The sequence below is a fragment of the Actinosynnema sp. NPDC023658 genome, from assembly GCF_040639995.1.
GTDB lineage: Bacteria > Actinomycetota > Actinomycetes > Mycobacteriales > Pseudonocardiaceae > Actinosynnema.
Genome location: NZ_JBFAAX010000974.1, coordinates 1 through 2,022 on the forward strand (window position 1 = coordinate 1; position 2,022 = coordinate 2,022).

General features: G+C 74.1%; 3 protein-coding genes. 2 read left to right on the top strand and 1 reads right to left on the bottom strand.

The genetic code is table 11. The features are described 5' to 3' along the window. On the top strand, window positions 1-882 hold an 882-nt coding region (locus AB0G02_RS37090; protein ID WP_360804241.1), incomplete at its 5' end, for an FAD-binding oxidoreductase. A gap of 88 nt (window positions 883-970) precedes the next feature. Further along, a complete protein-coding gene (locus tag AB0G02_RS37095) occupies window positions 971-1,708 on the top strand; it encodes a DUF6544 family protein (RefSeq protein ID WP_360804244.1) in 738 nt (245 codons plus the stop codon). Between the two features lie 59 nt (window positions 1,709-1,767). On the opposite strand, the gene AB0G02_RS37100 is transcribed toward AB0G02_RS37095, so the two are convergent. After that, the coding region (locus AB0G02_RS37100; protein WP_360804247.1) for a sodium-independent anion transporter at window positions 1,768-2,022 on the bottom strand (255 nt) is incomplete at its 5' end.

Here is a 2,022-nt window from a genome sequence, read left to right on the forward strand (position 1 = left end):
GGTGCTGTTGTCGCGTCTGGTGGTGATCCAGGGCGTCAAGGAGCTCGTGGCGCGTGGGTGGAGTTGGAGTGGCTGCTCGGGTGCGAGCTGATCGCCGCCGAGGCGCGGCTCTACGAGCGCGGCGGCGTCGACCCCGTGACGCTCTGGCGGCGCTGGCGGGTGGCCAAGCGCCAGGACGAGGCCGTCGACGCGGTGTCGTTCACCCTCGTGCCCGACGACGGCGGCCCGGTGCCCGACTTCGCGCCCGGCCAGTACGTCTCCGTCGCCGCGGAGCTGCCCGACGGGCGACGCCAACCCCGCCAGTACTCCCTGTCGCAGGGCCCGGCACGCGGCTCGCTGAGGATCACCGTGCGCCGCGTGCGCGCCCTCGACGACGCCCCGGACGGCGCGGTGTCCAACCACCTGCACGACCACGTCCACGCCGACGACACCCTCCTGGTCGGCCCGCCGGCCGGGGACAACGTCCTCGCGGCCGGGAACGGCCCGGTACTGCTGGTCAGCGGCGGCATCGGCATCACCCCGACCGCGGCGATGCTCGACCACATCGCCCGCACCGACCCCACCCGACGGGTGGTGGTCGCGCACGCCGAGCGCTCCCCCGACCGGCACGCGCTGCGGGCCGAGATCGACCTCCTCGCCTCCGGTCTGGCCGCTGCCGACGTGCTCACCTGGTACGAGGACGGCGAAGGCGGGCGGCGGGGCCTGATCGACGTCGACGCCGTGCCGCTGCCCGAAGACCTGACCGCCCACGTGTGCGGACCGCTGCCGTTCATGCGCCACGTGCGGGACGGGCTGCTGCACCGGGGCGTGCCGGCCGACCGCATCCACTACGAGGTGTTCGGGCCGAGCGTGGTCGGCGGCACGAGCGGTTCGCCGGCGTGACGTGGCCGGAAGTCCCTTCCCGACGGTTGCCTTCGGCCCTGCCGCTCCCACGACGGCGCGAGCAGGCTCGAAGGCGGAGGTACCACCGATGACGAGCACGATGCACACCGGACCGATCACCGCGGACGACATCGCCCACCTGCCCGAGCCGGCACGGCGCTACCTGACGTTCACCCGGGTGCCGGGGCGTCCGGCCGACGTGTCCTTCCGCGCCACCGCGCACGGTTTCTTCCGGACGCGCCCGGACCAGCGGTGGATCGCCTGCACCAGCGAGCAGCACAACGACGCGACCGCCCTGACGCGCGACTTCCGCATGCGCCTCCGGCTCGCGCACCTCATCCCGGTGCGGGCGGAGGACGTCTACAAGCACGGCCACGGCCGGATGCACGCCACCGCGCTGGGCCTGTTCCCGGTCGCCGGCGGCGCGGGCCGCGAGTTCGACCTCGGTGAGCTGGTGACGTTCCTCGACGACGCCGTCCTGCTGGCGCCGTCGATGCTGCTGCGCCTGCCCGTGGAGTGGACCGCGATCGACGAGCACACCTTCGGCCTCACCCTGACCGACCACGACAACGCGGTCACCGCGCACGTCACCGTGGACGACCGCGGCGCACCGCGCGAGTTCAGCACCGAGGACCGCTGGGCCGACCTGCCCGGGGGTCCGGTCAGGACCCGCTGGTCCACCCCGGTCGACGGCTGGTGCCTGGTCGCGGGTCGGATGCGCCCCCGTCGCGGCACCGCGGTCTGGCACCTGTCCGAAGGGCCCTTCACCTACGCCCAGTTCGACTACACGAACGCGGACATCACCTACCGCACAGCGCCCGAGTGACACCGCCCGGGGTCGGACGCGCAGGTGGGCGGTTCCGGGGGCACGGCCCGCGGGCGTGATCAGGGCAGCAGGTCGCGGTCCCGCAGGAGGGTCCGGGCGTGGTCGATGGCGTCGGGCGTGTGGTCGAACACGGGCAGGTCCGTCGTGCCCAGCGCGCGGCGGTGCTCGTCGCGCACGCCGGAGAGCAGGACGGTGACGCCCCGGTGCTCCAGCCGACGCACGGCGTCGCGCAGGACCTGCACGCCGGTGGCGTCGACGGCCGACAGCCGCGACATCCGCAGGATGACCACCGCGACGGGCGTGACCTCGGTCAG

Excerpts from the sequence above, each read along its gene's own strand:
- AB0G02_RS37095 (WP_360804244.1), top strand. The coding sequence starts at position 971 with ATGACGAGCACGATGCACACCGGACCGATCACCGCGGACGACATCGCC.